The sequence below is a fragment of the Paenalcaligenes sp. DL 463 genome (genome assembly GCF_057475185.1).
In genome coordinates, this window is sequence record NZ_JBYBKX010000001.1 from 1,854,650 (window position 1) to 1,880,415 (window position 25,766).

The 25,766-nt window shown below is 50.0% G+C and carries 22 protein-coding genes; 10 read left to right on the plus strand and 12 right to left on the minus strand.

Annotated elements, in window-relative coordinates:
- Positions 1-207 precede the first annotated feature (207 nt).
- Both AC2UZI_RS08905 and cueR read left to right on the plus strand, forming a co-directional pair.
- Entirely contained in the window at positions 208-2,508 is a 2,301-nt protein-coding gene (locus tag AC2UZI_RS08905) for a heavy metal translocating P-type ATPase (RefSeq protein ID WP_486943451.1), read from the plus strand.
- A 29-nt stretch (positions 2,509-2,537) separates the two neighbouring features.
- A complete protein-coding gene (gene cueR / locus AC2UZI_RS08910; RefSeq protein ID WP_486943452.1) occupies positions 2,538-2,954 on the plus strand; it encodes a Cu(I)-responsive transcriptional regulator in 417 nt (138 codons plus the stop codon).
- Between the two features lie 2 nt (positions 2,955-2,956).
- Here cueR and AC2UZI_RS08915 read toward each other — a convergent pair whose 3' ends face one another.
- From AC2UZI_RS08915 to AC2UZI_RS08930, 4 genes are all read right to left on the minus strand, one after another.
- On the minus strand, positions 2,957-5,479 hold the full coding sequence (locus AC2UZI_RS08915) for a DNA internalization-related competence protein ComEC/Rec2 (protein ID WP_486943453.1): 2,523 nt from the start codon (positions 5,477-5,479) through the stop codon (positions 2,957-2,959).
- 116 nt (positions 5,480-5,595) lie between these two features.
- A complete protein-coding gene (locus AC2UZI_RS08920) occupies positions 5,596-6,408 on the minus strand; it encodes a TatD family hydrolase (RefSeq protein WP_486943454.1) in 813 nt (270 codons plus the stop codon).
- A gap of 38 nt (positions 6,409-6,446) precedes the next feature.
- A complete protein-coding gene (locus AC2UZI_RS08925; RefSeq protein WP_486943746.1) occupies positions 6,447-7,115 on the minus strand; it encodes an ABC transporter ATP-binding protein in 669 nt (222 codons plus the stop codon).
- Positions 7,116-7,188: 73 nt separating this feature from the next.
- A complete protein-coding gene (locus tag AC2UZI_RS08930) occupies positions 7,189-8,463 on the minus strand; it encodes a lipoprotein-releasing ABC transporter permease subunit (RefSeq protein WP_486943455.1) in 1,275 nt (424 codons plus the stop codon).
- A 39-nt stretch (positions 8,464-8,502) separates the two neighbouring features.
- Here AC2UZI_RS08930 and AC2UZI_RS08935 point away from each other — a divergent pair, with 39 nt between their 5' ends.
- From AC2UZI_RS08935 to AC2UZI_RS08945, 3 genes are all read left to right on the plus strand, one after another.
- The gene (locus AC2UZI_RS08935; protein ID WP_486943456.1) at positions 8,503-9,450 is read left to right on the plus strand and encodes a hypothetical protein; all 948 of its coding nucleotides are present in this window, start codon (positions 8,503-8,505) and stop codon (positions 9,448-9,450) included.
- Positions 9,435-11,153, plus strand: a complete 1,719-nt coding sequence (recJ, locus tag AC2UZI_RS08940) for a single-stranded-DNA-specific exonuclease RecJ (RefSeq protein WP_486943457.1) — start codon at positions 9,435-9,437, stop codon at positions 11,151-11,153. Before AC2UZI_RS08935 ends, recJ begins: the two co-directional genes overlap by 16 nt.
- 154 nt (positions 11,154-11,307) lie before the next feature.
- Positions 11,308-12,237, plus strand: a complete 930-nt coding sequence (locus AC2UZI_RS08945; RefSeq protein ID WP_486943458.1) for a bile acid:sodium symporter family protein — start codon at positions 11,308-11,310, stop codon at positions 12,235-12,237.
- A 57-nt stretch (positions 12,238-12,294) separates the two neighbouring features.
- Here AC2UZI_RS08945 and AC2UZI_RS08950 read toward each other — a convergent pair whose 3' ends face one another.
- On the minus strand, positions 12,295-13,218 hold the full coding sequence (locus AC2UZI_RS08950) for a DMT family transporter (protein WP_486943459.1): 924 nt from the start codon (positions 13,216-13,218) through the stop codon (positions 12,295-12,297).
- A 474-nt stretch (positions 13,219-13,692) separates the two neighbouring features.
- Here AC2UZI_RS08950 and infA point away from each other — a divergent pair, with 474 nt between their 5' ends.
- From infA to lysS, 5 genes are all read left to right on the plus strand, one after another.
- The gene (gene infA, locus AC2UZI_RS08955; RefSeq protein ID WP_486943460.1) at positions 13,693-13,962 is read left to right on the plus strand and encodes a translation initiation factor IF-1; all 270 of its coding nucleotides are present in this window, start codon (positions 13,693-13,695) and stop codon (positions 13,960-13,962) included.
- Between the two features lie 165 nt (positions 13,963-14,127).
- On the plus strand, positions 14,128-15,816 hold the full coding sequence (locus tag AC2UZI_RS08960; protein WP_486943461.1) for a methyl-accepting chemotaxis protein: 1,689 nt from the start codon (positions 14,128-14,130) through the stop codon (positions 15,814-15,816).
- Positions 15,817-16,016: 200 nt separating this feature from the next.
- Positions 16,017-17,121, plus strand: a protein-coding gene (gene prfB / locus AC2UZI_RS08965) for a peptide chain release factor 2 (RefSeq protein ID WP_486943462.1) whose coding sequence is annotated in 2 segments (ribosomal slippage) — positions 16,017-16,097 and positions 16,099-17,121 — 1,104 coding nt in all. Because the reading frame shifts where the segments join, the coding sequence is not laid out codon by codon here.
- Position 17,122: 1 nt separating this feature from the next.
- Positions 17,123-17,881, plus strand: coding sequence for an SDR family NAD(P)-dependent oxidoreductase (locus AC2UZI_RS08970; protein ID WP_486943463.1), 759 nt, complete (start codon positions 17,123-17,125; stop codon positions 17,879-17,881).
- 12 nt (positions 17,882-17,893) lie between these two features.
- The gene (gene lysS / locus AC2UZI_RS08975; protein WP_486943464.1) at positions 17,894-19,411 is read left to right on the plus strand and encodes a lysine--tRNA ligase; all 1,518 of its coding nucleotides are present in this window, start codon (positions 17,894-17,896) and stop codon (positions 19,409-19,411) included.
- A gap of 76 nt (positions 19,412-19,487) precedes the next feature.
- Here lysS and AC2UZI_RS08980 read toward each other — a convergent pair whose 3' ends face one another.
- The 7 genes from AC2UZI_RS08980 to uvrB form a co-directional block, all read right to left on the minus strand.
- On the minus strand, positions 19,488-20,360 hold the full coding sequence (locus AC2UZI_RS08980) for a methylglyoxal synthase (RefSeq protein ID WP_486943465.1): 873 nt from the start codon (positions 20,358-20,360) through the stop codon (positions 19,488-19,490).
- An 8-nt stretch (positions 20,361-20,368) separates the two neighbouring features.
- Complete coding sequence (gene iscA / locus AC2UZI_RS08985; protein WP_486943466.1) at positions 20,369-20,692, minus strand: iron-sulfur cluster assembly protein IscA; 324 nt, start codon at positions 20,690-20,692, stop codon at positions 20,369-20,371.
- 71 nt (positions 20,693-20,763) lie between these two features.
- Positions 20,764-21,153 (minus strand): iron-sulfur cluster assembly scaffold protein, encoded by a 390-nt coding sequence (locus AC2UZI_RS08990; protein ID WP_486943467.1) that lies wholly within the window; start codon positions 21,151-21,153, stop codon positions 20,764-20,766.
- A 10-nt stretch (positions 21,154-21,163) separates the two neighbouring features.
- Positions 21,164-22,372: an IscS subfamily cysteine desulfurase gene (locus AC2UZI_RS08995; RefSeq protein WP_486943468.1), complete on the minus strand. Its 1,209-nt coding sequence runs from the start codon at positions 22,370-22,372 to the stop codon at positions 21,164-21,166.
- Positions 22,373-22,387: 15 nt separating this feature from the next.
- Complete coding sequence (gene iscR / locus AC2UZI_RS09000; protein ID WP_486943469.1) at positions 22,388-22,894, minus strand: Fe-S cluster assembly transcriptional regulator IscR; 507 nt, start codon at positions 22,892-22,894, stop codon at positions 22,388-22,390.
- Between the two features lie 170 nt (positions 22,895-23,064).
- Complete coding sequence (locus AC2UZI_RS09005) at positions 23,065-23,556, minus strand: low molecular weight protein-tyrosine-phosphatase (protein WP_486943747.1); 492 nt, start codon at positions 23,554-23,556, stop codon at positions 23,065-23,067.
- Between the two features lie 152 nt (positions 23,557-23,708).
- The gene (uvrB, locus tag AC2UZI_RS09010; protein WP_486943470.1) at positions 23,709-25,736 is read right to left on the minus strand and encodes an excinuclease ABC subunit UvrB; all 2,028 of its coding nucleotides are present in this window, start codon (positions 25,734-25,736) and stop codon (positions 23,709-23,711) included.
- Between the last annotated feature and the right edge of the window lie 30 nt (positions 25,737-25,766).

The window sequence follows — 25,766 nt, forward strand, 5'->3', positions numbered from 1 at the left end:
GGATTTTCAATGGCTTTAACTTAACAATAGCACCGCCTTATGAGCGTTAATTGCATGGTTACCCATCAACATAAATTATGCAACACTCGTTTGTACCGAAGTCTTCGACAAGAAAACATGATTTTTTATACTCCTTGACATTACCATCATGGGAAGGTTTAAGCTTATGGTTAGCGTCTCATCTTCGGTTATGAAATAAAGGATCACATGGTGTCTATCACTGCCCCCAAAACCCAAGCAAAGCCAGTAAGCCTACACGTGGAAGGCATGAGTTGCGCATCATGCGTGGGGCGAGTTGAGCGCGCCTTACAATCAGTAGCGGGCGCATCCGAAGTTAGCGTTAACCTCGCCACCGAACGCGCCACGATACATGGGACGGCCGCGCCTGGTGCCTTATTAGCGGCCATCAATCAGGCAGGTTATGCGGCGCGCGAACTGCATTCTGATGGGCAAGCTGACAGCGACGAACTCTCCGCCAAGCGCGAAGCAGAAAGTGCCCGCCTTAAGCGAGACTTTGGTCTTGCTTTTATTCTCTCTTTACCGGTATTTGCCCTAGAAATGGGGTCACATTTGATTCCTGGCGTACACAGTCTCATCGATCGCACAATCGGGATACAAACAAGCTGGTACCTTCAGTTTTTACTAACGACGCTCGTTCTCGTTATTCCCGGACGGCGTTTTTATCTTAACGGTTTTCCCGCACTGTTCCGCTTAGCCCCTGACATGAACTCGCTCGTCGCCGTGGGTACGTTGGCCGCGTATGGTTACTCGTTGGTCGCGACCTTTATACCTTCAGTCCTGCCTGCTGGTACCGTCAACGTTTATTACGAAGCGGCTGCGGTCATTGTAGCGTTGATTTTATTGGGACGCTTTCTTGAAGCTCGCGCCAAGGGCCGCACCTCTGAAGCCATTAAGCGGCTGGTGAAATTACAAGCCCGAGTCGCACATGTGATCCGAGATGGAAAAACCATCGATTTGCCCATTGGTGACGTCATTCAGGGAGATGTCATTGTCGTTCGACCAGGAGAGCGACTTCCCGTAGATGGCGAAGTGCTAGAAGGTAACAGCTACGTCGACGAATCCATGATTACCGGAGAGCCCATCCCCGTCGAAAAAACGTCGGGAGACGAGGTCGTAGGCGGCACCGTAAACCAAAAAGGCTCACTGACGTTGCGTGCGACAGCAGTGGGCAAACAAACCGTACTTGCTCAAATCATTCGTCTGGTTGAAGAGGCCCAAAGCTCAAAACTACCGATCCAAGCGATGGTCGACAAGATCACACTTTGGTTTGTGCCAGCTGTCATGGCAGTCGCGGCACTTACCTTTCTGATATGGCTGTTTTTTGGTCCCTCACCGGCCTTAAGCTTCGCTCTGGTCAATGCGGTGGCGGTTCTCATTATTGCCTGCCCATGCGCGATGGGATTAGCGACGCCGACCTCTATCATGGTTGGCACAGGCCGTGGTGCCGAAATGGGCGTGTTATTTCGCAAGGGCGAATCGCTACAACGGCTAAAAGATGCCAAGGTCGTAGCCGTAGACAAAACAGGAACCCTCACCGAGGGGCATCCCGTGCTAACTGACTTTGAAGTGACGGCCGATTTCCAACACCATGAAGTACTGGCGCTAGTGGCTGCCGTCGAATCACGATCCGAACACCCTATTGCCCGAGCCATTGTTGATGCGGCTAAACAAGAGCAGCTTTCACTTCCTTCCTTAAGCGACTTCGAATCCGTTACAGGGATGGGCGTACGTGCTTCCATAGACGAAACGCACATAGAAATTGGCGCTGACCGTTATATGCAAGCGCTAGGCTTAGATATTAGTGCCTTTGCCAACACAGCTAAGCGCTTAGGTGACGAGGCCAAGTCCCCCTTATACGCTGCCATTAACGGTAAGCTAGCGGCCATTATTGCGGTTGCCGACCCCATCAAGGCAGATACCCCAGCCGCCATTGCCGCGCTGCACGACTTAGGTTTAAAAGTGGCCATGATCACCGGAGACAACCAACACACGGCCAACGCTATAGCGGCAAAACTCGGCATCGACGAGGTGATTGCTGAAGTCTTGCCCGAAGGAAAAACAGAGGCATTACGCCGACTCAAGGCCGAGCATGGCTCGGTGACTTTTGTGGGTGATGGGATCAATGACGCCCCTGCTTTAGCCGAGGCCGACGTAGGCCTAGCCATCGGTACGGGAACAGATGTAGCGATAGAAACCGCCGATGTGGTATTGATGTCAGGTAGCTTACAGGGAATACCCAACGCCATTGCTTTGTCCAAAGCGACCATGAGCAATATTCGTCAAAATTTGTTTTGGGCTTTTGCTTACAACACGGCCTTAATCCCAGTGGCTGCTGGCGTCCTTTACCCCGCCTACGGGCTACTGTTGTCGCCTATTTTCGCGGCTGGAGCCATGACATTATCCAGCGTTTTTGTGCTACTTAACGCCTTACGCTTACGTCGCTTCGCCCCTCCTTCGGCGAGCCTATCACCGTCAACCGGTGCTTAAGCGGTGTAAATCATAAAGGAGACCGCATCGTGAATATTAGCGTGGCATCAAAAAATTCTGGCGTGTCTGCGAAGATGATTCGTTATTACGAAGAAATCGGCCTGACGCCACCCGCAAGGCGCAACGCTTCGGGTTACAGAATCTACCACCACAACGACATTCATCGCTTGCACTTTATACGTCGAGCACGCGATTTAGGTTTTTCCGTGTCCGAAATTAAAGACTTACTGGACTTATGGCAAGACAGCTCGCGTCACAGCGCGGACGTTAAAAAACTGGCGCAACGCCATATTAACGAACTGCAGGAACGTATACAAAACCTACAGCAAATGGCAAATACCTTGCAAACGCTCATGAACTGCTGCGCCGGTGATGAACGGCCTGACTGCCCTATTCTTGATGGCTTAGAGCACATCGATTTCGACACGCCAAAAGCAGCGTCTTAATATCACCTCAGATGAGGATGCGCTGTGTGATTGTGCCAATAGCGTTGCGAGGCGAGCCGCTCTCTGCGCACGGTTAAGTCAGTCTCTGTTGATAGGATAGTGATCGCTCCGTCGAAGTCAGTACGCAAAAATGCCGCGCCAGCCTCTGACCAACGTCGTTGCACCTGCGGATGCGGATGCCCAAATCGACTCCACCAACCCGCCTGAGCCACCGCTACTTTTGCCTTCATCCGCGTCACAAAAGCCGAGCCCGACGAGTTGTTAGAGCCATGATGACCCACAATCACCACATCGTGAGGACTAATGCCTTGACGGATAAGAGCAGCCTCTTCCGCCACGCCAATGTCGCCCAGCAATACTGCAGAATGCCATGGACCCCGAATCGATAGCACGCAGCTTTGTGCATTTCGCTGCGCACTGTTTGATTCGGAAAAGCCCACCTGTTGGGGCCACAAAAACTCAAATTGCACGCCATCTACCTGCCATTTCTGGCCCTGCCTGCAAAAGGAGGTTGCCATGGGTAAGCTCGCACTTTTTCCCGGCATATTTAATAAGCGCTCATCTCGGCGTATGTATCGAGGCAAATCAAAATTACTGTAACTTTGTTGGACCCCATACCGTTGCAATACACTCGTTGCTCCGCCTGCATGGTCCAGATCGGCGTGTGACACCACCAACAAGTCGATCGCCCTCACCCCAACAGAACGCAAAAAGGGATGGATACTTTGCTGACCTACGTCCGAGTCGCGAGAACGACGTACGCCCGTGTCAAAAAGCAAAGTGCTGTGGGCCGTTTGAATCACCAAGGCGCTACCCTGACCCACATCCAACGCTGTTAAACGCCACTCTCCCTGCGCTAAACGCTCTTTACCCCAAAATAGGCACGGAAGAAGCAAAACCCACAGCCAATCTTTAGCAAAGAACGCTTTGGGGGTTAGCGCTCCTGCGACGCCCAACAGCGCCACTACGAAACACCATGTAGGCGCTTTGGCAACCGTAATGCTGGCAATAGGAAGCTTACATAACCACAACGTGGGCCACATCATGAGTTCAATCAACCCATGCGCTGCCCACGCGATCCAAGCCGACAAAGGGTCAAGACTGCTTACCATACTGGTCGCAGCGAAAATTAAGGATAAAGGCGTCACGACCAGACTAATCAGCGGAATCGCGTAAGCATTCGATAAGGGAGAAATCAATGAGATTTCATTGAACATCAACGCAAGCGGTGGAAGTAAAGCCGCTGTGATAATCAGTTGCCACACCGACGCCACTTTTAACTGATACAAATGCCGCCTGAGACCAAATGCGTTACCGTGACGTTGCCCCTGCCACGCACCACAAGCAAACAACACCCCTACAGCGCCAAATGAAAGCCAAAACCCACTACTTAGAATAGCCCACGGGTCTAGCATCAACACCGCTACGGCAGCGATGGCCAAGACTTGTGTGGCTTGTAATGGCAAACGCCACAAGTACGAAAACACGATGATGCTTAACATCAAGAAGGTGCGCTGCGCAGGCACACCCCACCCGGCAATCACACAGTACAAGCCAGCCACCACCACCGCTATATACGCCGCTAATGTTTGGGCTGGAAGCCACTCGGCTAAACACACCCCTCTAAATCGTAAGCGTCGCCACCCCCACCCCGCACCTGCAGCCACCAATGACGCGATCAGCGTGACATGGGCACCGCTAATAGAAACTAAATGAGTTAGCCCAGAACGGTTAAAAATTTCCCAATCGGCCGAAAGAATACTGGCTTGATCCCCGATACTTAACGCCGTGATAACGCCCCCGTAGCGCATACCTTCTAAGAAAGGCAACATTCGATCACGAATCGCGTGCCTTACGCTTTCTGCCATTAAGGATGGAGACCGAGAAGCTGGCGGCTCAACACCCAGTAAACGGGGGCTCCCTCGCACACTGGCTACGGCTCGTATCCCTTGAGCGAACAGGTACGACTCGTAATCAAAACCATTGGGGTTTAAGGACCCATGCGGTGTTTTTACAATGACATTCGCCTGCCAAATCTGTCCCGGATACACATCAGGAAATGCATGTTTCTTAGCTTCTGCGTATGGCCCCGCCCACCCCGGTGCGGACCAATTAACCAGTATGCGCTGTGGCACTCCCGCGGGACGGCTCTCGATCACTCGCGCTACAAACTGACGACTGTCTGGACGAAGCCGAGGAAGCTCAGCCACTTGGAATACGACTTTAGAAACACGGTTTTCGTCCTCAGGGGCAAGTTGCTCAGATAATCGCTGACCGCCCGAAAACACAGCGATATAAAAAGCCATTACGCCGAATAATAAGGGAACGAAGAAAGGATATACGTATGTTTTATAGGTTGAAGCGACGGCGCTTCTACACACTACGGCCAGTAATATGAGCCCAACGAATAAGATGCCGACCGTGAGTAAAGACGGTAGTGAAGCCAGTCGTTGCACCCACATGGTGGCAAGCACATAACAAACTGCCGCGACTCTTCCAGAAAATGCCACACCAGCAATCCGCACCCAACCCCCTTAAAGCCGCTAACTTGTAAGGGAAACAGCGTAGCGAAAACGATCGCTTAAAAGGGATTCGTCGTGACAAGACGAGCCAGCGTAGTCTTACGTAACTGGGGTCAACGCTACTTGGGAAGACGGGACAGCACGTGTCGCACATTGGCTGACGTTTGCGCAGCAATCGTCGACACCGAAACATGACGCAGCGCCGCCAAACTTTGGGCAATACCTATCAGCTCAGCCGGCTCATTACGCGCGGCGGTAGCTGATTTTTGCTCTACCCCTAACCACGCAGGAGGAATATCCGGCGCGTCGGTTTCCAGCACGATACTTTCAAGTGGTAACCCAGCAGCCAAACGCCGTATCTGTTTCGCTCGGCTAAATGTCATCGCTCCACCAAAACCCAGCTTGAACCCAAGCTCGATCAGAATATCCGCTTGTTGCTGACTGCCATTAAAGGCGTGCGCGATGCCACCTAAGGAGGCATGTCGTCGTAAATACTTGGTAATCAGATCAACAGAGCGCCTAACATGCAAAATAACCGGTAGATCGTTATCCGCTGCTATCCGTAGTTGGGCCTGATAAAACTCAATCTGTTTACGGCGCATAGACTCGGTGCATAGTTCTGGAACAAAAAAATCCAAGCCGATTTCACCGATACCTACAAACTTAGGATCAACAAGCGCTAACTGTACTTCCTGTTTTAAAACATCAAGATCAGCAGGTGTGGCCGTGGGCACATACAGAGGGTGTATCCCTAAGGCATAGTAAACACCGTTATTTTGCTGGGCCAACTCGGCTACCGTAGCAAAATTATAGCGAGCGACGCTAGGCACAATAATCGTACCCACGCCCTCCCACTCAGCGCGTCTTATCACTTCAGCACGATCAGTGTTGAACTCCGATGCGTCCAGATGGCAATGACTGTCTATGTACATGATCCTAGCCTACCACTGTCGTGCGCACCAGGTAAATCTCAAGAATGAAGCGTTGAATCAGCGGCGTGCGCTAAGGTTCCATCAGTCATCACCAATTGCCGATGCGCCAACGCCGCCAAAGATTGATCGTGGGTAACAATCACAAAAGCCGTACCCAGATCAGCATTGACCCGGCTTAGTAAATCAAACATCTCATCAGCTGTATGACGATCCAGATTTCCAGTGGGCTCATCGGCTAGCACACAAGCCGGTTGATTAACCAGAGCACGAGCCAGCGCCACACGCTGACGCTCTCCCCCTGACAATTGCCCCGGATAATGATGGATACGATGAGATAACCCCACCTGCTCTAAAAACGTGGCCGCTTTTTCACGCGCTATGTCACGACGCTCGCGCCGCACAATAAGCGGCATTGCCACATTATCTAACGCACTGAATTCAGCCAGTAAATGGTGAAACTGGTACACAAAACCCAGTTCTTTATTGCGCAAACGACTGCGTTGCTTCTCGTTCAAATCATCCGCTAACTGCCCATGAATGAATAGACTTCCTGAGCTAGGATGATCCAGCAAACCAAGCAAATGCAAAAGCGTGCTTTTACCAGAACCCGAGGCACCAATAATGGCAACCATTTCCCCAGCATTTACGCTTAGCGAGGCATTATTCAGTATTTGTATTTCATGCCCTGCCGCCTCGACATAGCGCATCGACACATTCTTAGCCTCAATCACCGGCACGGCGTTTAACGAGGTGGACCCAACTTCAGAGGCTTGGTTTAACTTAGTCATGACGTAGCACCTGTGCAGGTTGTAGGTTTGACGCGCGCCAGCTTGGGTAGAGGGTTGCCAGTAGCGACAGTACCAGCGAGGTCAACGCAATAATCGTGATGTCACTCAGCTGTGGGTTAGAAGGCATTTCGCTAATGAAGTAAATCTGTTCAGGAAGAAACTTCTGACCGATCAGGTTCTCAATAAACGGCACAATCACATCGATGTTATAGGCCACTAAGGCGCCGAACCCTACCCCTAACAGCGTGCCCACCACACCAATTAGCGAGCCCTGAACCAAGAATATCTTGGCGATTTCATTCGGTGTTGCCCCCAAGGTTCGTAGAATCGCGATATCACTACGTTTATCTTTAACGGCCATGACCAACGACGAGAGCAAATTAAACGCGGCAACCGCCACGATCAGCGTCAAGATTAAAAACATCATACGTTTTTCAGTTTGTACCGCAGCAAACCACGTACGATTGTTTTGTGTCCAGTCCATGGCACGTACGCCCTTAGGCAATGTGGCGGCAAGTTCGTGTGCCACCTGGGGCGCCTTATGCATATCTGAGATGCGCAGCCGCACCCCACTATTCCCGCTATCTCTGAATACTCGCGATGCATCCTCTACGTTAATAAAAGCCAAGGATATATCGTACTCGTAATGCCCTGACGAAAAGGTACCTACCACGGTAAACTGCCGCATCCGCGGAGAAAAGCCTGCTGGGGAAATCGACCCTTGTGGTGCCATCAACATGACCGTATCGCCAGGCCTAACGCCAAGCACATCCGCTAACTGGCGCCCCAAAACAATACCAAAATCACCAGCTTTAAGGGCGCTAAGCTCACCCTGCACCATTTGATCTGCCAGATCAGACACTTGAGTTTCAGTCGCGGGATCAATACCCCGAATTTGTGCGCCATTTAGCACGTTATTTCGAACTAACATGCCCTGTGCCGCGACAAAAGGTGCTGCTCCCAATACCTCTCTGTTACCTTGAGCCGCTGAAGCAACATCTTGCCAAGCACGAAGCACATCCGCATGAGCAACGCCGGGATAATAAAGCTCGATATGCGGCAATACCGATAGCATTCGGTCTCGAACCTGACTTTGAAAGCCATTCATAACAGAAAGCACTACAATAAGTGCAGCGACGCCCAGGGCAATACCCGCCATTGAACTCGCTGCAATAAATGATACGAACCCGTCGGTACGACCACCTACCCGTCGCTTCGCTCTCGCTAAGCCGGCATACCGTGCACCTACCCAAAACTCAAAAGACATAAATGTTGTCACCGAAAGTGATAAATATCAGAAACTGCTATGCAAATTGTACTTTCAGGCGCTCTACCAGAACCTCATCAAGCTCGCGAGCTGATCAATCATATTGAACAAAAAGCGCCCACCCTAGTACGTTGGTTGCAACAAAGCCATTGCCAATCACATCGCACTTCGCCCAGCGAGACACGGTGTACAGCAGTCGAAGTTTGGCAATTAGAACAGGCTGGTTTTGTTACACAGCCAGCTCAGCATCTTAGCGCAGGTCTAGGCCCTTTGTTTGAAAAAACCCAAAATTCAATGTCTACAAATCGTGACAGCCCCGTGTGGTTAGCCGAGCTTGTACACATTGCTCCCTCGCGGGACGGCGCCGCATTGATCACCGGTGAGGCGCTGGATATTAGCGAAGCTGAAAGCACCGAGCTATTACTCAGCACAAAAAAATGGTTTTCCGATACGGACTTTGACGCTGAGTACAACTCGCCTACACGCTGGAAACTACAAACCGCTAGCGATTTCAATCCACACACCACCAGTTCAAAACTAGTTAGTCAAAGCATGGTAAATGATTGGTGGGAACAAGACCTGCATTCACGCCCGTGGCGTCGCTTGGTCAACGAGTTTCAAATGTTCTGGTTTGACCATCCTATCAATAATTTACGCACCCAAGCCGGTAAACTGCCCATCAATAGCCTCTGGTTACTCGGCGGAGCATCGCCTGCGCAATTCAGCAACTTAGCTCATCAGCCTACCTACCAGCTCTATAACGATTTGGAAGAGTCGGCCGCCCGACAAGACTGGGGTACATGGTTAGAACAACTTGAAAACCTCGAGCGGAATGTATTTGCCCCCCTTTCGCAGACCCCTACCCCCGAACTTATATTGTGTGGGGTAGATCGATACTTGCACAGTAAAGCTTCACAGCCCAGCCTATTAAAGCGCTTGTTTAGCACCACAAAGTCCAACTGGAGAGACGTTTGCTTAACCCCGTAGTGATTGACCGTATTCCGAACCCTAGCGCGACACAACAGCTTATTAGCGCAGGCATACACCCGTTAATGGCGAGATTAATGGCCTCTCGTGGTGTAGAAGAAGCCACTGAGTTGGCTTCACGCTGGGCTGACATGCTTAACCCAAATGGTTTGCACCAAATACAACATGCCGCCGCTTTTCTTGCCGAAGCCATCGAAGATCAAAAACGCCTATTGATCATTGCGGATTATGATTGCGACGGAGCCACAGCCTGTGCTGTTGCCGTGCGTGCCCTTGCTGAAATGGGTGCAGACGTCGATTTTTTAGTGCCTAATCGTTTTGAAACGGGCTATGGCTTATCGCCCGCCATTGTTAGCTTGGCGCTTCAACACCCAAACGGCAAACCCGATGTGCTGATCACCGTTGACAACGGCATAGCCAGCGTAGAGGGCGTTGCCGCCGCTGCAGCGGTTGGCATCGACGTGCTGGTCACGGATCACCACTTACCTGGTGACGAACTTCCCAACGCCGCCGCGATCGTCAACCCTAACCACCCTCATTGCAACTTCCCATCCAAAAACTTAGCGGGTGTCGGTGTTGTCTTCTATTTAATGCTTGCTCTACGCGCTGAACTACGCGAACGTGGTGCATTCGATCTTGAAGACCAACCTCGCCTAAACCGTCTCGCCGATTTAGTCGCCTTAGGCACTGTGGCGGATGTAGTCAAACTGGATTCGAACAACCGTCTGCTTGTTACGCAGGGCTTGCGTCAAATGCGAAACGGGCAAATGCAAGCGGGTGTTGCCGCACTTTTTGAAATCGCGGGACGCGATCCCAATAATGCCAGCACCTTTGATCTGGGCTTTGCCTTAGGCCCTCGTATTAACGCAGCGGGCCGGCTTGCTGACATGAGCATCGGCATCCGCTGTCTCATCACCGACGACCCAAGCGAAGCGAAAAACTTAGCGGCAGAGCTCGAAGCCATGAACCACGACCGTCGCGCCATCGAGCAAACCATGCGCGAAGAGGCGATGCGTGCAGTAGAAAGTGCCACAGCTGGTAGTGACGTTAAGCAAGCTAGCCTTTGCGTTTATCATCCCGACTGGCATCAAGGCGTTGTGGGTTTAGTCGCCTCCAGACTCAAAGAAAAGTACTGGTGCCCCACTCTGGCTTTTGCTCGTTCGGATAATGGCGACTTAAAAGGCTCAGGCCGATCAGTTCCGGATGTGCACCTACGCGATGTCCTCGATTTAATTTCAAAGCGAGACCCTCAACTTATTAAGCAGTTTGGCGGCCATGCAATGGCGGCGGGTTTGAGCATAGCGGAACACCATTATGATCGTTTCGTTGTGTTGTTCGACGAAGCCGTTCGCACCTTAAGCGGACGTGACTCGTTTACACCCGAAATCCAAACCGACGGGAGCTTAGAGGCACAATATTTGGATGTTGAAACGGCCATGCTCTTGGACTCTGAAGTTTGGGGGGCCGGCTTTCCCGCCCCGTTATTTAGAGACACTTTCACCATACAACAGCAGCGTTTACTGAAAGATAAGCATTTAAAGTTGCGTCTTGAGCGAGACGGAATCGTGATCGATGCCATTTGGTTTAATCATAATCAGCTATTAGGCGATCAAGCCGAGGTCGCTTATAGACTGGATATTAATCATTGGAATGGCCGAGTATCAGCGCAACTCATTGTTGAGCATGCTTCAAGCATAAATTAATAGCTGGTACACCGTTTCTTGCCTTGCGCGGTACAATTACCGCCATCATGGCTAGCTCGCACATCCAACGTTCTTCGAGCTAGCACTTATTTCCCTTGCCTCGCCATTTATGGTGAGGCAAGTTTTATTCCGTACCAATTAAGGATATTCAATCATGGAGGCTTTAGCTAAGCTAAGTCGCTTTGTTGGCAACACCTTTGCCATTTGGGTTTTGCTCTTCGCCGTTCTCGCTTTCTACACACCTGAGCATTACAGTTGGCTGGGTGTTTACATCGTTCCCTTGCTGGGCCTCATTATGTTTGGCATGGGTCTAACTCTTTCCAAGCAAGACTTTGCTGAGGTGTTCAAACGACCGGGAACCGTACTCATAGGGGTTGTTGGCCAGTTTGTAATTATGCCCGGATTGGCGTGGCTACTGGCTACCTTACTTTCCCTGCCGCCAGAAATCGCAGTCGGTGTAATTCTTGTGGGTTGCTGCCCGGGTGGGACGGCCTCTAACGTCATGAGCTTTTTAGCCCGTGGCGATATCGCGTTGTCAGTGGCGATTACGTCGGTCACCACACTATTGGCCCCCATTGTTACGCCAGCCCTAATCTACTTATTAGCAAGCCAGTGGCTTGAGGTTAGTGCTTCCGCCATGTTCTGGTCAATTGTACAAGTGGTCATTTTGCCGATTTTATTAGGCCTATTGGTACAAGCCATATTGGGTGAACGCGTTAAAGCGGGTGTCCAAGTTTTGCCTCTAGTCTCTGTCGTTGCCATTGTGGCCATTGTTGCTGCCGTCGTGGCGTTGAACCAAGAGCGCATCGCCACCACAGGTCTACAAATCTTCTTAGTTGTGGTTCTACATAACGGACTGGGTCTTTTGCTGGGCTACTTATTAGCGAAACTTGCTGGACTCAATGTGGCTCAACGTAAGACCATGTCTATTGAGATTGGAATGCAAAACTCTGGTTTAGGCGCTGCACTAGCAACGGCTCATTTTAGCCCACTTGCAGCTGTTCCTAGTGCCATCTTCAGTGTATGGCACAATATCAGTGGACCAATCATTGCCACGTTTTATCAACGTATTAAAAACAAATAACGATTAAAAAAGGGGCTTAATAACGAAGTCCCTTTTTTTGTTTATCTGTTGTTAATCCTAATCGTTAGTCTGCACCCTTGAGCCACGCGACGATAAAATGATGCCACTCACAATAAGTAAAAATGCGACCGCATGATAGGGGCGTGGCAACTCATCTAGGAATATCACTGATAATATCGCCGCAAAAAAGGGCACAAGATTAATAAAGAACCCTGCAGCGGCTGGCCCCACACGCTTGACCCCAATCCCCCAAAACCCCAATGCAATGACCCCTGGCCCAATGGCTACATAAAGCAAAGCAATAACTAAGCCCAAACTCCATTGAATGTGCCAATCGATAAGCAGCCATTCGCCCCCTGCAAACACGGCTGACGAGATAACCCCTAACGACACCTGAGCCAATAACATCGTCACCCATGTTCTCGAAACGTCGTGAGGATCCGTTTTGGAGATAAGAATCCAGCCATAAAATGCCCATGAAATCGTCGCTAATATCATATAAATATCGCCGATAACGAATTGCATTTGTGCGATCTGGGAAAGGTCTCCACGTAATAAAATGAATAGCACACCCAGTAGCGACACAAACGCACCTACTAATTGCCAACGGTTCATTTGCACACCGAAGCAAATGCGGCCAATTAATAAAGTCCACATGGGCATACTCGAGCCCACCAACGTCACATTGAGTGGGCTCGAACTTTGAAGCGCCAAATACTGGAATGCATTGTAAAAACCCACACCCAGCAAGCCCAACAGGGCATACCGCTTCCAGTTTTTCCACATCAAGCTACGCTTACGTAATACCGATGCCCCGAAAGGAAGCAACACAAGAAAAGCGATGAACCACCGAAAAAAGTTTAAGGTGACAGGTGGAATCTGATCATGAATCAATCGTCCTACCACTGCATTTCCAGCCCACAATAGGGTGGGAAGGACTAAAAGAAAAATAGTAGATACCGAGAATTTTTGGCGGTCCATAAGAAATTAAGCACTTGTTTTAGCGAGACAAGTGCCAATATCCTTCGTAAGATAAACCTTCACATTATAAAGATATAAACTCACCGCATCGGCGCTTTGTTGCCAATGTGAAAGTCAGCCCTAAGCCTTCGCAAACCATTGACATTACTATGGTTTATATTTATAATCATATATTGCGCTATGGGCACCATTAATACTATCTTGCTGTTTAGCATTGTCCAAATTTAAATCGCATAGGGTGTGTTCTCTAACGCCCTCTTCCACGACCCCAATCTGCGCCCTCGTTATTTTAAGCAGCGCTATTGCTTTTCCGTTATTACATATGTCACGGTCGTGATTTTGGCACACTAGCTTCGCCCTATCCGACATATACGGCGCAAGACCACGCTACATGCCTCATACCGCACACAGGCGACGCATCGCATAGCTCGACAGTTCGTCGCACCTATTGGTTGTTATAAGGATTCTAAATACATGGCTAAAGAAGAACTGCTTGAGATGCAGGGTTCAGTTACAGAGGTATTACCCGATTCACGTTTTCGCGTTACGCTCGATAACGGCCACCCCGTTATTGCGTATACCGGCGGCAAAATGCGTAAGCACCACATTCGTATACTCGCAGGTGATAAAGTTACCTTAGAAATGTCACCCTACGATTTAAGCAAAGGTCGCATTACGTTCAGGCATCTACCTAAGCGTAACAATCAGCCAACTAACGCTCCACAGCACTCACGTCGTCGTTAAAAACAATAAAAACAACACGCCTGTGCTGTTAGCATGAATAACAAAAAGCCCTTCTTTCTGAAAGAAGGGCTTTTTGTTACATACGATTGTCACATAAGCCTGTCAAACTGTTGCAGTCAGTCACATTGACTTCATTTATTAACACTCGACTACAGTGGGCAGCACATGCGGAAGCACCTTAGCTTAAAAAGCGGTTTCATTGGTTATTCCATCCTTCTAACGCTTTTCTCATTACTTATTTTTAGTGCTTTACGCCACCTAACCACCACAATCGAGCACTTACAAGAAAGCGAACAGGCACGCTATCACGCCACGCAACAAGCCAACGATTTCAATACATTAGTTGATGCCATGTCGCGCAATGCCATGGCCTTTGTATCCAGCGGCCAACCTGAATTCGAAGCCGACTATCGACAACTTCTGATCGAGCTACAAGGTAATGAGCAACAAGACGGCATCTTGTCCCGTTTCAGGAACAGTAATTTTAGCAGTGATGAACTTGCACTGGTTTCGAACGCCTACGAACAGGCAGTATCCCTCAGCAAAACGCAGCTCGAAGCCATCGGAACGGCAAGTGGCCAAATTGATGATGGACAAGGCGGCATTCGCGTAGCCTTACCCAATACTTTAATGGCTCAAGCTTTGGTATTTAGCCAGCAGTATGCTGAAAACTCGGCCAGTATCGCCAACACCATGCAGCAATTCGACTTGATGCAAAGCGAACGCCTCAGTCAGCAAATTGGCGATGCTCGAGCCGCTAGCACCAAAGCCTATCTGGTCGCACTTTTAACCTTAGGTGCATTAATTATCGTCAGCGCGATTGGCCTTATCGCTTTATATCGCTCGATCAAGAAACCGCTTATTCACGGCGTAGAGCTAGCTAAACAATTAGCTTCGGGCCAACTTCATGCCCGTATCGTCGATCAACGTCGTGATGAGTTTGGCTCATTACTTGTAGCATTAAATGGCATTGGCGAAGGGCTTACTCAGACTATCGAGAATGTTCAAGATCGCACCCATCAGATTCAAAATGCCTCCACCCTGCATACACAAACCAATCACCGTTTGGCACAACACATCCACGAGCAGTCTACCCAACTGAACAATGCAACGGGTCGCATCAATCAATTAAGTGATGCCATCGACTCGAACGCCAATTACGCCACCGATGCTCATGAACTTGCACGACAAACAGAGACCCATGCACAAGAAGGCGAGCTGGCAATGCAAGAGATGCTCGGAACCATGCAAGAGATTCACAGTAGCTCAAAAGAAATGGGCTCTATTACCGAACTTATTCGAAACATTGCATTTCAGACCAATATCGTGGCCCTTAATGCTGCCATCGAGGCCGCACAGGCAGGCACACACGGTCGCGGCTTTGCCGTTGTTGCCACCGAGGTGCGACAACTTGCCCTACGCTCTTCGCAAGCGTCCAGTGAAATCGAGAAACTGATTAATCTATCGAATCAACGCATAGAGCAAGGCATGGTGGCCGCTAAACAAACCGAAACGCTCATGACCGGGATCCACGAGCTCGTTCAGGCCGTTCGAGCCTTGATGAACGATATTAACGAAGCCACCAGCGATCAAAATGCCGACGCCCAAGTCTTACGTACGGTCATGCAAGAACTTGAACAGCTAAGCCAGCGCAATTTGGAACTTGTGCAAGCTGCTACCCACAGCACACAAGAGCAAGTTAATCATGCGGAAGGTCTTGCAGACATCGTGCATTTATTTTCAGTACATCAGGATGATGCCGAAAGCGAGACCAGCGAGACACACGAGCTCTCTCCTAATATCGCCCCTTTAGCACTTCCTCTATCAGACAGCCGCTATACACGCGCGGCTTAAGCGCAACAAATTCGTCCTCGCTGTGCTCATCGCACTCGTTAAGATATGAGGTGATGGGCCCCATTTTTCAGCGCTGGCGCACAATGCCAACTTCTCTTCCCTTTTGCCTGTGTCTCTATTGCGACAAACAGGTTAAAATCAATGGTTTAACAGCAGCATCGCTGTATTTAAACGATTTAGAACACGGGAACAGTGTAACCATGGAATCAGAACGCCTAAATTTGATCGACTCTCACTTAGAAGATTACGCTGAGCGAGAGGTTGAACTTCGGAGGTATCTTTGACTACGACGAAAAAGCCCATCGCTTAATTGTCGTAAACGCCGAGTTTGAAAACCCTGATATCTGGAATGACCCCGAGCGCGCCCAAGAGCTAGGACGAGAAAAGAAAAGCCTAGAAGCCGTCGTCACCGAGCTTGACGATATCCGCGCTTCGCTGAAAGACTCTCGCGAACTCTTTGAACTAGCAAGCCTTGAAAACGAAGAAGAATTATTTTTGGCGGTCGAAACGGATGCTGAGGCCATCGGCGCCCGAATCGAAGAGCTTGAGTTCCGTCGTATGTTCTCCAACCCCGCCGACCCCCTGAATTGTTTCATGGACATCCAATCTGGTGCAGGGGGCACGGAAGCCCAAGACTGGGCATCAATGCTCATGCGACAGTATGTACGCTATGCCGAGCACAAGGGCTTTAAAATCGAAATCCTTGAGCAGTCCGACGGCGATGTTGCTGGCATTAAATCTGTTTCGTTAAAATTTGAAGGCGAATACGCTTACGGCCTTTTACGTACCGAAACGGGTATACATCGTTTAGTTCGCAAAAGCCCGTTCGACTCAAATAACGGTCGGCACACCTCGTTTAGTAGCGTCTTTGTTTATCCAGAAATCGATGACTCCTTCGAAGTCGAAGTTAATCCCGCTGACCTACGCGTTGATACGTATCGAGCCAGCGGCGCCGGTGGGCAGCACGTTAATAAAACAGACTCTGCTGTGCGCTTAACTCACTTGCCTTCAGGTATTGTGGTTCAGTGCCAAAATGATCGTTCACAACACCGTAACCGTGCCGAAGCGATGCAAATGCTTAAATCTCGGCTTTACGAAAAAGAAATGCGTGAACGCATGGCCGATCAACAGAAACTTGAAGACGCTAAAAGTGATGTAGGCTGGGGGCACCAAATTCGCTCGTATGTGCTGGATCAAAGTCGCATTAAAGACTTGCGTACCAACCTAGAAGTCTCTAATACGCAGCGCGTTTTAGACGGCGACCTTGATCCTTTCATTCAGGCCAGCCTGAAGCAGGGTATTTAAGATGTCTTCGTCTTCACAACGTGTGGTTGTGCTTACTGGTGCATCGCGGGGTTTAGGGGCATCCCTCGCCCAACAATTTTTAGCGGCCCACACCCTACTCATTACGATCTCACGCAGTGAGAATAAGCCGTTAATGAATGCCGCTGCACAATTAGGTGCGGCACATCATGGTATTCTGGCTGACTTATCTTGCCCCAAAGACACGATCAACGCCCACGAACAGTTGGTGACGTTATTACCTAAACAGGCGTCTCACTATCGTTTGATCAATAATGCCGGCACAGTAGACCCCGTTTCTTTGTGTAATAAGCTAAGCGATAGCACGGCGATCGCACAAGCCCTTCAGCTAAACGTGGGCGCGGTGATTAGTTTAACGGCTACGTTCTTAGCGCTTATTGAAAATACCGCTGCTGATAAACGTATACTCAACATTTCTTCAGGCGCCGGTCGACGCCCTGTCGCTGGCTGGGCGGTTTATGGCAGCAGTAAGGCTGCCCTCGACTACTATACGCAAACGTTGGCAGCGGAAGACCATGGTGTACGATGCGTTTCCCTAGCACCAGGCGTTATTAACACCTCAATGCAAGCGACCATACGGGAACAAAATCGCGACGACTTCCCTGACTTATCGCGCTTTATCGATCTCCATCAAAAACAGCAGCTTTCATCGGCGGATGATACGGCTGCCCATATTATTAAATACCTTGAAAGCCCCACATTCGGCGATCAGGTTATCGACGACATTCGTCATTACTCTTAGATTTACATTACCATGACCCAAAGCACTCAAGCTCCGGCTATAGACGAAAATCGGCTCATCGCCGAACGACGCGCAAAACTCGACGCTTTACGCGAAGCTGGGAATGCTTACCCCAATAACTGTCAACCTAAACACCAAGCGCAGCAACTGCATGCTCAGTTTGGCGAGTTCGAGAAAGAGGCCTTAGCCGACATGGCCAGCCCAGCTAGCGTTGCTGGTCGTATGATGCTCAAGCGCGTCATGGGTAAGGCAAGTTTTGCAACGCTACAAGACGGCAGCGGCCGCATCCAAATCTATTTGGATAAAAAAGCGTTAGGCGACGACGTTTACGACGATTTTAAGGGCTGGGATATCGGCGATATCATCGCGGTTGAGGGCACTGTTTTTAAAACCAATAAAGGCGAGCTCTCTATTCATGCCAGCAGCATACGACTATTAACGAAATCATTGCGTCCTTTACCGGATAAATTCCACGGTCTGTCTGATCAAGAAATTCGTTACCGTCAACGCTATGTTGATCTGATCATGAATGACGACACGCGTACTACCTTTTTGGCGCGTAGCAAAGCCATCAGTAGCGTGCGTCAATTTATGATTGATGAAGGCTTTTTAGAGGTGGAAACTCCTATGCTGCACCCCATTCCTGGTGGTGCTTCAGCAAAACCTTTTACCACCCACCACAATGCGTTGGATATGGAAATGTATCTGCGCATCGCCCCTGAGCTTTACCTCAAGCGTTTGGTTGTAGGCGGTTTCGAGCGCGTCTTTGAAATTAACCGAAACTTTCGTAACGAAGGGGTTAGCCCGCGCCACAACCCCGAGTTCACCATGATGGAGTTCTACGCTGCCTATACTGATCATCAGTGGCTAATGGATTTCACAGAAAGCATCATACGCCATGCCGCCATCGCAGCCTGCGGCACAGCCGTGATTGAATACCAAGGCAAAGCATTGGATCTGGCTCAGCCTTTCGACCGCCTTACCATCACTCAGGCAATTCTCAAGCATGCGCCCCATTACAGCGCCGATCAACTTGAGGATGCCTCGTTTATTAGAAGCGAACTTCAAAAACTAAAAGTTGACGTTAACAGCCCACCTTTAGCCGATGCGGGCCTAGGCGCTCTACAGTTAGCGTTATTTGAAGAAACTGCGGAAGCCAAGCTTTGGAATCCAACCTATATCATTGATTACCCCGTCGAAGTCTCGCCTTTAGCGCGCGCCTCGGACACCAACCCCGAGCTTACCGAGCGCTTCGAGCTATTTATCACAGGGCGCGAGATCGCAAACGGCTTCTCTGAGCTAAATGACCCTGAAGATCAAGCTGCCCGCTTTCTCGCACAGGTCGAAGCCAAAGATGCTGGCGACGAAGAGGCCATGTACTTTGACGCCGACTACATCCGTGCTCTTGAATACGGTATGCCCCCCACAGGTGGATGCGGCATTGGTATCGACCGTCTAGTAATGTTGCTTACCGATAGCCCCAGCATACGTGACGTCATTCTGTTCCCGCACTTGCGGCGAGCCGATTAAACCTCAAGTTTAATGCCAAGAAAAAGAGCCATCTTATCGATGGCTCTTTTTTTACTTAGGCAACACAATAAAAGCGTTAATAATGCGCTGCTAAAGCTCGCGCCCAGCGATCCGCAACCTCGGGGGAAGTAATGCAGGTGGCTTTGTCAGTTACGACTCGCACGGCTCGTTCTAGTAACTGAATATCAGCTTCGTGTTGGCGTGCTACATGAGGATCTTCAAAAAACAGCACTCGTTGGCAACGCCCTTCAAGAATTAACTCGGCGATTTGTGCATCGCCTCCTAAGGGCCCACTAAGATAAGGCTTAACCCAAGCAGCGTCCGCAGGCCAACCTTTAGACCAAGCTAACTCGTTTAATCGACTTCCCGTTGTACCCGTCGCCACGCGTGAGGCAAAACGAGACAAGAGATCAAAGTGCGTGTCAGCAAAAGCCACCATTTTGTCTTTCAACGCATCGTGGGAAATCATCGCCAAGCACTGCTGAGAAAAATCAAAAATAGAAGCCGCCTGCGGATCAGGATCCAACCCTTTGGTCAGACGCTCGATCTCAACCCACTCGATAGCGCCCATTAACGTGGACACAAAAGGACGACCGTGGGTAATACACTGGCGTTTCAGCGCTAGCGCCTCGGGAAAAATAGATGAGGGGTCAACGGGATCGATTAAATAAATCGCCCCATCAAAAGGCGGCGTGCCGTCGGGATAATCAGTGACACGCGCCACGATTTTCATCAGGCCACCCTCGCGGCCATAAGGGTAGCGAAACAAGCCATCATAGCCATCCAGTAAGCCTGATGCCTCGATCGCGTTGCACGTACGGCCAACCGTATAAAGCTCGAGTCCTAGTTGACGTATGCCTGTTGCTGATCGCCTTAACCATTGAAACAAGGCAGCGTCCGGCGAACCATGATGCAGCTGATTCGCCGCTAAACCAAAACGTAGACTCATGCTTGTGCTTATACCGTAAATGATTCACCGCAGCCGCATGCAGCGGCTTCGTTAGGGTTGCGAAACTTGAAACCTTCGTTCAACCCCTCTCGGGCATAATCAATTTCGGTTCCGTCAATAAAGGGCATCGCCTTAGGGTCAACGAACACCTTAACACCGTGTGCGACAAAGACGGAGTCGCGCTCGTCAGCCTGATCCACGAAATCCCATTTATAGGCCATACCAGAGCACCCGGTTAAACGTACACCTAAGCGCAAACCAAGACCGGAACCGCGCTTGGCTAAGTGGCGACTGATATGTTGTGCCGCTTGCTGGGTTAACGAAATAGCCATAATTACCTCTAAATAAATGCAAAGCGTAAACGTCTTACGCCTATATAGTAACGAATTTGCGGTGACCTCGCCTAGCAGACCGTGGTCGCCGACTTCACCGGGGCAGCACTGAGGTTTCGAAGTGCTTGCACAGCTAAAATAGCGCTGTGCAATTTCACGCTGGGTAACTCAAGCGCCTGAACAATCTCAGTACTGCTTAAATCAATCAGTGAGTCCAAAGCCTTACCCTCGGCCCAACGGCAAATGAACTCGCCTACCGCAATGGTCGCAGGACAACCGTAGGCCTTAAAACGGGCCAACTGTACGTGCTGATCAGTATCCAATAGCAGGTGTAGGGATAAAACGGCCCCCTGCTCTAAACTTCCTACACACGTTGTGCGTACATCAGTGCCAAGGTGAGTTAATTCACCCGCATGAGCCGGCTGTTTAAAATAGTCCGTTATCTTTTGTTTATCTCGCATCACTTCCCCTTTAAGCGCTCAGGCTCGTAGGCGAAACCACGGCTGATTCATCCGTATCCCAAAGGGGCGAGAGTTCACGTAGGCGAGTCACACTGTGTTGAATCTGCTCGATAGCCGCCTCAACCTCTGCTTCGGTCGTCATCCTACCCAGTGTGATACGCAGCGAGCTATGCGCCTGCTGATCGGTACGGCCTAAGGCCTTCAGGACATAAGAAGGCTCTAAGCTCGCGGACGTACACGCCGAGCCACTGGACAAGGCCAAACCCGAAAGATCCATTAACAAGGCCTCCCCTTCTACGCCATCAAAACTAACATTGACGTTATTCGGAATGCGTTGCGTTAGCGAACCATTCACATAAATGCCGGGCAATTCACGAAGCCCTGCAATAAGTCGCTGTTGTAAGCGAGCCATGCGTTCAGATTCAGCCGCTAGCTCGGCATGAGCCAGCTCAAAGGCTTTACCCATCCCCACCAACTGATGGGTCGCTAAGGTACCCGAACGAAAACCTCGCTCGTGCCCACCACCATGAATTTGAGCCTCAACACGCACCCTAGGCTTACGACGTATATAAAGAGCACCCACGCCCTTAGGACCGTAAGCCTTATGAGCCGACATCGACAACAAATCCACCCCTAGAGCCTCAACATCGACGGCACACTTCCCAATGGCTTGAGCAGCATCCACATGCAATAAAATATCATGAGCCCTGCACTCCGCTGAAATAGCAGGTATATCTTGAATCACACCGATCTCGTTATTCACTAACATGACCGAAACTAAAATGGTGTCTGGGCGAATCGCCTCTTTCAGTTGCTGCAGATCAAGTAAACCATCGTCTTGAACGGGCAAATAGCTCAGCTCAAAACCTTGATGCTCTAACGCTTTACACGTATCCAGCACCGCTTTGTGCTCAGTTTGCAACGTAATAATGTGCTTACCCTTAGCCTGATAGGCGTGTGCCACACCTTTTATCGCTAAGTTGTTGGATTCTGTTGCGCCGGAGGTCCAGATTACCTCACGGGCCGTCGCCCCAATGGCCTTCGCCACTTGCGAACGTGCTTTCTCAACCGCTTCTTCAGCGTCCCAACCGTAGGCGTGACTGCTGGAAGCAGGATTCCCAAATGACGCTTTCAACCACACTAGCATCTCGTCTAGTACACGAGGATCAACAGGAGTAGTAGCAGAATAATCTAAATAAACAGGGTACGCTGACGCCATAGTACACACCAATGATTAAAATGTTGTGGCCGTATCATTTTTCTTCTCGGGATACAGTTTTACCGTTTTCCCCGCCTTCTGAGCTGCTTGCTCAAGCTGTCGCAAGCGTTGCTGGTCAACCAGATCTTGCAAAGACACCGAATCCAGATAATCAACCATCTTACGGCTTAATGTGGCCCACAACTCGTGCGTCATGCATTGCCCACGATTCCCATCGGCATCAACTTTACAATTTCCTCGGCCACCACAGCTTGTTGCATCTACGGGTTCATCTACCGCAAAAATAATATCGGCAACCGTAATATGACGTGCGAGACGCGCAAGCGAATACCCACCGCCAGGGCCACGTGTGCTTTCCACAAGCTCATGACGTCTAAGTTTACCGAATAACTGCTCTAAATAAGACAGTGAAATACCTTGACGCTCGCTGATCTTCGCTAAGGTCACCGGACCACTTTGCTGCCTCAAGGCTAAATCGATCATCGCCGTGACTGCAAAACGACCCTTAGTCGTTAAACGCATACTGGGACTCCTTGCTTATTCCTACAGGGTGGATAAAGCGCGTTAAGAGGAACGCCAATATCCGACTAATTTAGTCCAGTATAACAAATACCCGTTATTTTCTTAAGGGTATGACAAGCAAAGTGTTCAAGATTGGGGTTCTAACCACAGTAGAAACCGACGAACGCGGCCTAGGCAGCTAGATGCGAAGAAAGGCGCCGTTTACTTAGCTCTAGGACGCCTTTACAAGCATCTTCCAGCAACACCAAGACCTTAGTGAAGGCTTGGGGCCCACCATCATGGGGGTTGGGCACACAAGCCTCTACATGGTCTGTAGCAAACCGCATTAACAACATCAGTTTATGCTGATGGATGGCCGGACAACGCTGCTGCAACCACAGCATGTTCTCCCAATCCATACAAAGTATGAGATCGAACTCAAGAAAATCGGCCGCTTGAATCTGGCGATTGATCGCATTGGAAAGGTCGTACCCGCGTTTAGTAGCGGCATTCAACACTCGGTGATCAGGCCCCTGCCCGATGTAGGTCTCGGTGATGACGGCGGAATCAACAACAATTTGGCCCGACAGCTGCGTTTCTTTGATAAAACGCTTTAACACTGCTTCTGCACTCAACGAGCGGCAAATGTTTCCCGTACAGACGAAAAGTATCTTACTCATAATAAATTGAAGTGTGCGGGAAAACACTGAACATGGCAACCTGCATAAACGTAGCTTCTACGCTAAAGCCCGCATGACAGGATGATGACGTTAAATGAAAAAATAACGCCATGTCGGGTTTTCACTACAAAACATCCTGCCTACACTCGTTCTGGTTAATTTAAAAGCGCTTGCTCTTTTAACTGGCGTAGTGCGTCCCGAGTTTGTGCCGCCTCTTCAAACTCCAGATTTTGCGCATGGTCCATCATTTGTTTTTCTAAGCGCTTAATCTCTCGCGCAAGCCGTTTCGAATCACTTAATAACTCGCTTGGAAATTCGTGCTCTGCTTCAGCTTTATTGGCTGCAGCAGCACTAACGCCATCAATTAAATCACGGACAGCTTTGATCACACCACGAGCGGTAATACCATGCTCGACGTTAAACGCCAACTGCTTTTCACGACGCCGCGCCGTTTCCTCCATGGCTTTTCGCATGGAATCAGTAATACGATCCGCATACAAAATGGCATGCCCATTCAAATTTCGAGCTGAACGGCCAATCGTTTGTATAAGACTACGCTCTGATCGTAGAAAGCCTTCTTTATCCGCATCCAAAATGGCAACAAGTGACACCTCAGGGATATCAAGCCCTTCTCGCAGCAAGTTGATCCCCACTAAGACATCAAAAGCGCCTAAACGCAGGTCGCGAATAATTTCAACCCGCTCGACCGTATCAATATCAGAGTGTAAGTAGCGCACCTTAATACCGTGCTCGGCTAAATAATCGGTCAAATCTTCGGACATGCGCTTCGTTAGCGTTGTAACCAATACACGCTCTTGTGCCGCCACGCGTAATTTTATTTCACCCAACAAATCATCGACCTGCGTGGTGGCCGGCCGGATCTCGACTTCAGGATCCACTAAGCCGGTAGGCCTGACCACCTGCTCAACCACCGCATCGGTATGCTCTTGCTCGTAGTTCGAAGGCGTCGCCGACACAAACACCGTCTGTGGCATCCGAGTTTCAAACTCTTCTAACTTTAGTGGCCGGTTATCGACAGCAGACGGCAATCTAAAGCCAAACTGCACCAAGGTCTCTTTACGGGATCGGTCACCACGATACATGCCACTCAGTTGCCCGATCGTGACATGGCTTTCATCAATGAACATCAACGCGTCTTTAGGCAGGTAATCAATCAAGGTCGGCGGGGGTTCGCCCGGCGCAGCACCGGATAAATGACGCGAGTAATTTTCAATACCTTTACAGAACCCCAACTCGTTCATCATTTCCAAGTCAAAACGCGTTCGCTGCTCTAAACGTTGGGCTTCGACCAATTGACCAGACTGCGTTAAATAATCCAGACGCTCGCGTAGCTCTAACTTAATCGATTCAATAGCGCGTAGCACCGTTTCTCGAGGCGTCACAAAGTGCGAGCCAGGGAAAACGGTGTAACGCCGAAGGTCTTGTTGGGTGACCCCTGTTAACGGATCAAAAAGCGCCAAGGACTCGATCTCGTCGTCAAACATCGTGATACGCAAGGCTAGCTCGGCGTTTTCTGCGGGAAACACATCAATGACTTCGCCTCTGGCTCGAAAAATGCCACGCGCAAAATCCACGTCGTTACGCTCATACTGCATCGCCACTAACCGAGCCAATAACTCTTGCCGAGGAATGGTGTCCCCAGTGCGTAAGGTCAGGACCATGGCATGATAATCACTCGGATTTCCGATACCGTAGATACATGACACCGAACCCACGATGATTGTGTCGCGCCGCTCTAGCAAGCTTTTAGTGGCAGACAAGCGCATCTGTTCAATGTGCTCGTTAATGGAGGAGTCTTTCTCGATGAACAAGTCACGCGAAGGGACATAGGCCTCAGGTTGGTAGTAATCGTAGTAAGAAACAAAATACTCGACCGCATTTCGAGGAAAAAACTCTCGCATCTCAGAATACAGTTGCGCCGCCAAGGTTTTATTCGGTGCTAGCACAATGGCAGGACGCCCTGTACGCGCAATCACATTGGCCATCGTGTAGGTCTTACCCGAGCCGGTGACGCCCAATAAGGTTTGAAACATTAAGCCATCGCCTAAACCTTCTACTAGCTCTGATATCGCCGTCGGTTGGTCGCCGGCAGGCGGGTACGGCTGATACAGCGAAAACGGACTATCGGGGTACTCGATAAAGCTAGGTTTAAAATCTTGCATACTGGACACGCCTACATGGAAGCCCTTATT

Coding starts and splice junctions, on each gene's coding strand:
- AC2UZI_RS08905 (WP_486943451.1), top strand. CDS start 208: ATGGTGTCTATCACTGCCCCCAAAACCCAAGCAAAGCCAGTAAGCCTA.
- AC2UZI_RS08920 (WP_486943454.1), bottom strand. CDS start 6,408: ATGTACATAGACAGTCATTGCCATCTGGACGCATCGGAGTTCAACACT.
- AC2UZI_RS08925 (WP_486943746.1), bottom strand. CDS start 7,115: ATGCGCTATGTCGAGGCGGCAGGGCATGAAATACAAATACTGAATAAT.
- AC2UZI_RS08930 (WP_486943455.1), bottom strand. CDS start 8,463: ATGTCTTTTGAGTTTTGGGTAGGTGCACGGTATGCCGGCTTAGCGAGA.
- AC2UZI_RS08935 (WP_486943456.1), top strand. CDS start 8,503: ATGCAAATTGTACTTTCAGGCGCTCTACCAGAACCTCATCAAGCTCGC.
- AC2UZI_RS08945 (WP_486943458.1), top strand. CDS start 11,308: ATGGAGGCTTTAGCTAAGCTAAGTCGCTTTGTTGGCAACACCTTTGCC.
- AC2UZI_RS08950 (WP_486943459.1), bottom strand. CDS start 13,218: ATGGACCGCCAAAAATTCTCGGTATCTACTATTTTTCTTTTAGTCCTT.
- infA (WP_486943460.1), top strand. CDS start 13,693: ATGGCTAAAGAAGAACTGCTTGAGATGCAGGGTTCAGTTACAGAGGTA.
- AC2UZI_RS08960 (WP_486943461.1), top strand. CDS start 14,128: ATGCGGAAGCACCTTAGCTTAAAAAGCGGTTTCATTGGTTATTCCATC.
- AC2UZI_RS08970 (WP_486943463.1), top strand. CDS start 17,123: ATGTCTTCGTCTTCACAACGTGTGGTTGTGCTTACTGGTGCATCGCGG.
- lysS (WP_486943464.1), top strand. CDS start 17,894: ATGACCCAAAGCACTCAAGCTCCGGCTATAGACGAAAATCGGCTCATC.
- AC2UZI_RS08980 (WP_486943465.1), bottom strand. CDS start 20,360: ATGAGTCTACGTTTTGGTTTAGCGGCGAATCAGCTGCATCATGGTTCG.
- iscA (WP_486943466.1), bottom strand. CDS start 20,692: ATGGCTATTTCGTTAACCCAGCAAGCGGCACAACATATCAGTCGCCAC.
- AC2UZI_RS08990 (WP_486943467.1), bottom strand. CDS start 21,153: ATGCGAGATAAACAAAAGATAACGGACTATTTTAAACAGCCGGCTCAT.
- AC2UZI_RS08995 (WP_486943468.1), bottom strand. CDS start 22,372: ATGGCGTCAGCGTACCCTGTTTATTTAGATTATTCTGCTACTACTCCT.
- iscR (WP_486943469.1), bottom strand. CDS start 22,894: ATGCGTTTAACGACTAAGGGTCGTTTTGCAGTCACGGCGATGATCGAT.
- uvrB (WP_486943470.1), bottom strand. CDS start 25,736: ATGCAAGATTTTAAACCTAGCTTTATCGAGTACCCCGATAGTCCGTTT.